Source organism: Shewanella sp. TC10, from assembly GCF_009663145.1.
Lineage (GTDB): Bacteria > Pseudomonadota > Gammaproteobacteria > Enterobacterales > Shewanellaceae > Shewanella.
In genome coordinates this window covers 1-5308 of sequence record NZ_VKHR01000100.1, presented here as the reverse complement: position 1 = coordinate 5308, position 5308 = coordinate 1, and the positions used below count along the sequence as shown (strand labels likewise).

At 39.5% G+C, this 5308-nt stretch carries 4 protein-coding genes, 3 tRNA genes and 1 rRNA gene; 1 reads left to right on the top strand and 7 read right to left on the bottom strand.

The features are described 5' to 3' along the window. The 4 genes from tuf to FNZ24_RS21030 form a co-directional block, all read right to left on the bottom strand. Positions 1-860, bottom strand: an 860-nt coding sequence (gene tuf / locus FNZ24_RS21045) for an elongation factor Tu (protein ID WP_153916748.1), incomplete at its 3' end; no start/stop codon positions are given. A gap of 191 nt (positions 861-1051) precedes the next feature. Beyond that, positions 1052-1125 (bottom strand) — tRNA-Gly (locus FNZ24_RS21040). 36 nt (positions 1126-1161) lie between these two features. Continuing rightward, positions 1162-1246, bottom strand: a tRNA-Tyr gene (locus FNZ24_RS21035). Between the two features lie 7 nt (positions 1247-1253). After that, positions 1254-1329 (bottom strand) — tRNA-Thr (locus FNZ24_RS21030). A gap of 221 nt (positions 1330-1550) precedes the next feature. On the opposite strand from FNZ24_RS21030, the gene coaA reads away from it, so the two are divergent. Continuing rightward, entirely contained in the window at positions 1551-2501 is a 951-nt protein-coding gene (gene coaA / locus FNZ24_RS21025; protein WP_153916746.1) for a type I pantothenate kinase, read from the top strand. 14 nt (positions 2502-2515) lie between these two features. Here coaA and birA read toward each other — a convergent pair whose 3' ends face one another. The 3 genes from birA to rrf form a co-directional block, all read right to left on the bottom strand. Then, positions 2516-3475: a bifunctional biotin--[acetyl-CoA-carboxylase] ligase/biotin operon repressor BirA gene (gene birA, locus FNZ24_RS21020; RefSeq protein ID WP_153916750.1), complete on the bottom strand. Its 960-nt coding sequence runs from the start codon at positions 3473-3475 to the stop codon at positions 2516-2518. Next, positions 3475-4488 (bottom strand): UDP-N-acetylmuramate dehydrogenase, encoded by a 1014-nt coding sequence (murB, locus tag FNZ24_RS21015; protein ID WP_153916744.1) that lies wholly within the window; start codon positions 4486-4488, stop codon positions 3475-3477. Before murB ends, birA begins: the two co-directional genes overlap by 1 nt. A 575-nt stretch (positions 4489-5063) precedes the next feature. Further along, positions 5064-5179 (bottom strand): 5S ribosomal RNA (gene rrf, locus FNZ24_RS21010). Positions 5180-5308 lie beyond the last annotated feature (129 nt).

Genomic DNA, 5308 nt, shown 5'->3' with positions numbered 1-5308 from the left:
ATCTCTTCACGCTTAGTACCACGTAAAAGAACACCACAGTTTTCGCCAGCACGACCTTCGTCAAGAAGCTTGCGGAACATTTCAACACCAGTACAAGTAGTCTTAGTCGTTTCTTTAACACCAACGATTTCAACTTCTTCACCAACGCGGATGATACCACGCTCAACACGACCAGTAACAACTGTACCACGACCTGAAATTGAGAATACATCTTCAATTGGAAGTAGGAACGGCTTATCGATGTCACGCTCTGGCTCTGGGATGTATGAATCTAAAGCTTCTGCTAATTCGATAACTTTAGGTTCCCATTCTGCGTCGCCTTCAAGCGCTTTAAGTGCAGAACCTTGGATAACTGGTAAGTCATCACCTGGGAAGTCATATTCAGACAGAAGTTCACGAACTTCCATTTCTACTAGTTCAAGTAGCTCTTCATCGTCAACCATGTCACATTTGTTCATGAATACGATGATGAAAGGTACACCAACCTGACGTGAAAGCAGGATGTGCTCACGTGTTTGTGGCATTGGACCATCTGTAGCAGCAACTACTAAGATAGCGCCATCCATTTGAGCAGCACCAGTAATCATGTTTTTAACATAATCGGCGTGACCAGGACAATCTACGTGTGCGTAGTGACGAGTAGGAGTGTCATATTCGATGTGAGAAGTATTAATTGTAATACCGCGCTCACGCTCTTCAGGAGCGTTATCGATTTGTGCGAAATCTTTAACGTCACCGCCGTATGCTTTCGTCAATACTGCTGAGATTGCTGCTGTTAGGGTAGTTTTACCATGGTCAACGTGACCAATTGTACCCACGTTTACGTGTGGTTTACTACGTTCAAATTTTTCTTTAGCCATGATATTGCCTCAATCCAGAGTCTTGGTAATGAAAACACATATAGAAAAAATCCGATGCATTAAATGACATCGAATCGATTAGTTTTTGGTGATTAAGTTTAGCATAAGACAGGACGTGCTGATTTAAAGGATTTGATTGACTTAATAGTTCATTTAAAAGAACTACTAAGCAATCAAGTCGTTCAGCAATTTGGAGCGGATGGCGGGAATCGAACCCGCGTTATCAGCTTGGAAGGCTGGAGTAATACCATTATACGACATCCGCGCAACCTGAATAAGGCTACCTAACTACCTTTAAAAATGGTGGAGGGAGAAGGATTCGAACCTTCGAAGGCTGAGCCGTCAGATTTACAGTCTGATCCCTTTGGCCACTCGGGAACCCCTCCAGAAAAATGGTGCCGGCACCAAGAGTCGAACTCGGGACCTACTGATTACAAGTCAGTTGCTCTACCAACTGAGCTATGCCGGCTAATCATTTCGGAAACGGATATTAGGTAAATGTTGGCGCAAGTGCAATAGGAAATGCAGAAAAAAACCAAAAAAAGTCTTAAATGTCGCTTTTTTGGGCTTTATTTGTGTTGAGAGGATAAAATAACAGCGATTTGCACAAGCTACTATAAGTAAGATGACTTTAGCTATTGTTCAAAATAATTTGGTGGTGTACTGTGCCTGACCTAAGGAAAGGAAGATATGACAGCGAACAATACATTACATCAAGCACTTTATTTTTCATTTCTTCGCCAACAGTGGTCTGAATTACGTAATTCGGTACCTCTCACACTCAGCGAAGATGAATTAGCCAATTTACGTGGAATGAATGAACAGCTTTCATTAGATGAAGTTACAGATATTTATCTGCCCCTTAGTCGCTTACTAAATTTAATTATTGATTCCAAGCAACAGCGTGGAGTTGTACTTGATCAGTTTTTAAATCACAAACCAACCAAATCTCCTTATATCATTAGTATTTCTGGCAGTGTTGCCGTTGGTAAGAGTACTACAGCCCGTATTTTACAAACTTTATTGCAGCGTTGGCCTGAGCACCCAAAAGTCGAACTAGTAACAACAGATGGTTTTTTATACCCATTAGCTGAACTTACCCACAATAATTTGCTAAAGCGGAAGGGCTTCCCTGAAAGTTATGATATGAAAATGCTCATTGATTTCATTTCAGCGGTAAAAGCAGGTGAACCGAATGTCAGTGCGCCTTTATACTCACATGTCACTTATGACAGATTGACAGATCAAGTTCAGAACATTAATCAGCCTGATATTTTAATTATAGAAGGTTTGAATGTCCTTCAAACCGCTTTAGATCCAAGTCCTGAGAGTAAAAGTAGTTTTCTATCTGATTATGTAGACTTTTCTATTTATGTTGATGCTGAAGAATCGCTGCTTAAAGAATGGTACCAACAACGCTTCTTGAAGTTCAGACAAGGTGCGTTTAGTGATCCAAAGTCATTCTTTCATCATTATTCACAACTTTCTGATGATGAGGCAAACGCAACTGCTGCGCATATTTGGGACACTATCAACGGCCCCAATTTACAGACCAATATAAAACCAAGCAGAGAGCGGGCTAATTTAATCTTAAATAAAGCAGCCAACCATCTGGTTGACCGCGTTCTCTTGCGCAAATAGTAAAAATACTCACCTTACTTAGCACGTAAACTAATTTCACCACCTATGTAAGGTGTTACTTTTCCATCAGTCTCAACTAACACTGCACCTTGTTTATCAATGCCCTTGCAAACACCACTGATATTGTTTGGCGCCATTAATAAATTGATTTCTTTTTCATAAAATAAATCATATTTTTGCCATTGAGGAATAAAAGGAGTTAATCCTTCAACTTCAAACAGCATTAAATCAATTTTGAGTTGCTTATAAATGTTAGTAATTAATGCCGTTTTGTCAGGCATCGATTCTAACGAGCTTAAATCACTCCAAGGCTGGTCAATTAAATCAGCATGTTGCTCAGACATGCTCATGTTAATTCCAAAACCAATGACGAGATTACACTCATCCATTGTATGTCCTGATAACTCAATAAGAATCCCAGCGAGCTTTTTATTGTCGCGGTAGATATCATTTGGCCACTTTACGCCTAAGCCATCAACACCAAACTCTGTGAGTGATTTAACAATAGAACAAGCTACAACTAGGCTGAGTCCCATTGCTGCATTCATTCCTTGATTTAATCGCCAAAACAACGAAGCATATACATGCTGACCATACGGAGAGACCCATTGACGCCCACGCCTCCCTCTCCCAGCAGATTGATATTCGGCAATACATATATCACCGTTTTTTAATTCTTCAGCATGCTGAAGCATGAATGCGTTTGTACTTTCTATTTCATTAAAATAAAAACAACGATTTTCAATTCCGTTAATCAGCTTAGTTTCATCAAACAGCGGCAATGGTTTTGGTAATTTATAACCCTTACCTTTGACACTAAAAACATCAACACCGTAGTCTGCCAATTGGGCAATATGATTATTAACAGCCGTTCTGGAAAGGCCTACCTTTTGTGCGATTAACTCACCTGAGATATACGTCCTGTGATCAAGTAATCCAATAATTTGCGTCTTTTTATCCCAGTGTTCATTCATCACAATTGTACCTCTCCTTTCGACCCTATTATTCTAGGCTCAGGTTCTAATCGAATTCCAAACTTTTCGGTAACGATTTCTATAATGTGTGTAGCAAGTTGACAAATTTCAGCGCCTTGCGCATTGTCCAAATTTACTAGCACCAATGCTTGCTTATCATGAACTGCAACACGGCCTTGAGTAAAACCTTTTAGTCCAGCCTCGTCTATTAGCCAACCTGCAGCAACCTTTATAGAGCCATCTGGTTGCGCATAACCAACTAAATCAGAATACGTCTTGAGAAGCTCAACATATTGTTGTGCTCCGATAATAGGGTTCTTAAAAAAACTACCGACATTGCCTAGCTTTGCAGGATCTGGCAACTTGCTGTTCCTAACTTCGCAAACTGTCTTAAATACATCTTGTGGGGTCACGGTATTGGCATCAAGGTGTTGTAATGGCCCATACTTTAAATTTGCTTTCCATTTTTTAGGTAACCTAAATTCTACTGAGGTTATGACCACTTGATTTTTTAAATCAAGTTTAAAAATGGACTCACGATAACCAAATTGGCATTGTTCATTAGAAAGTGAATGAGTCTCTAGATTTTCCAGTTCTAGATAGTTTACTTTTTCGCAAAACTGATTAACTTCAACACCATAAGCACCTATATTTTGAATAGGGGCGGCACCAACAGTTCCAGGGATTAACGCTAAATTCTCTAGCCCATGATAACCATTATCTCGACAGTACTTAACAAATGAATGCCAGTCTTCGCCAGCTTGAACTGTTATATAATAAGAATCAGCCTCTTCCTGTACTTCTATACCTTTAGTTTCTAGTTTTATTACTATGCCTTCAAAATCTTGTGTAAAAACAACATTACTCCCCCCACCAAGAATTAACATAGGAAGTTGTTGGTTTTTCACATGTTCAATTTCTACTTTAAGGTCTTTAACATCAGCAACGGATACTAATTGATGACAATTCTGATCTAATGAAAGAGTGTTGAATGGTTTTAGACTTACAGACATATTGTGACAAATTAAAAAATGATTATCTATTGTACCTTGAGGGAGTAAATAACACTATTAAGCAAAATTTATCTATGGGCATCATGTTCGGACACAAAAATGCCCGCTACACCAGTAACGGACTATCTACTCTCAATTAAGAGAAATTAGGCGCTTTGTAATGGTCTGCTTTAGCATGGGCATATTGTCCGCACTATCTATTCATTAAGCTGCTAGATTAGATAGTTCGCTCAAATTACAAACACAAAAAAGCCTGCTACATCGTAGCGAGCTGCCTGTTCTCAAATTAGAGAAATTAGGCGCTTGGCAATGACCTACTTTCACATGGGCATATCGTCCACACTATCAGGTATTGGTGTTTAAACTTGAACTTTTCTTTAGACAAAGAAAAAGCCCGCTACATCAGTAACGGGCTATCTGCTCTCAATTAAGAGAAATTAGGCGCTTGGTAATGACCTGCTTTTACATGGGCATATCAACCACACTATGATAGTTAGTAAAAATTAATTTAAAAACTAAAACGCCAAAACGAAAAAATCCCTGACTCAGTGAGTCAGGGATTATTCTTATTAGGCGCTTGGCAATGACCTACTTTCACATGGGGAGACCCCACACTATCATCGGCGCTATTGCGTTTCACTACTGAGTTCGGGATGGGATCAGGTGGGACCACAATGCTATTGTCACCAAGCAAATTCGGGTGTTAATCGCTGTCGCAATTAACTAAATTCGGAAAGCTGTTCTTTGAGTTTCGAGTACATGGATGTACTTGATGTCATCAATGCAGGAGCATTTTATGACGATACTTTATTAAGCGCTT

Coding starts and splice junctions, on each gene's coding strand:
- coaA (WP_153916746.1), top strand. CDS start 1,551: ATGACAGCGAACAATACATTACATCAAGCACTTTATTTTTCATTTCTT.
- birA (WP_153916750.1), bottom strand. CDS start 3,475: ATGAATGAACACTGGGATAAAAAGACGCAAATTATTGGATTACTTGAT.
- murB (WP_153916744.1), bottom strand. CDS start 4,488: ATGTCTGTAAGTCTAAAACCATTCAACACTCTTTCATTAGATCAGAAT.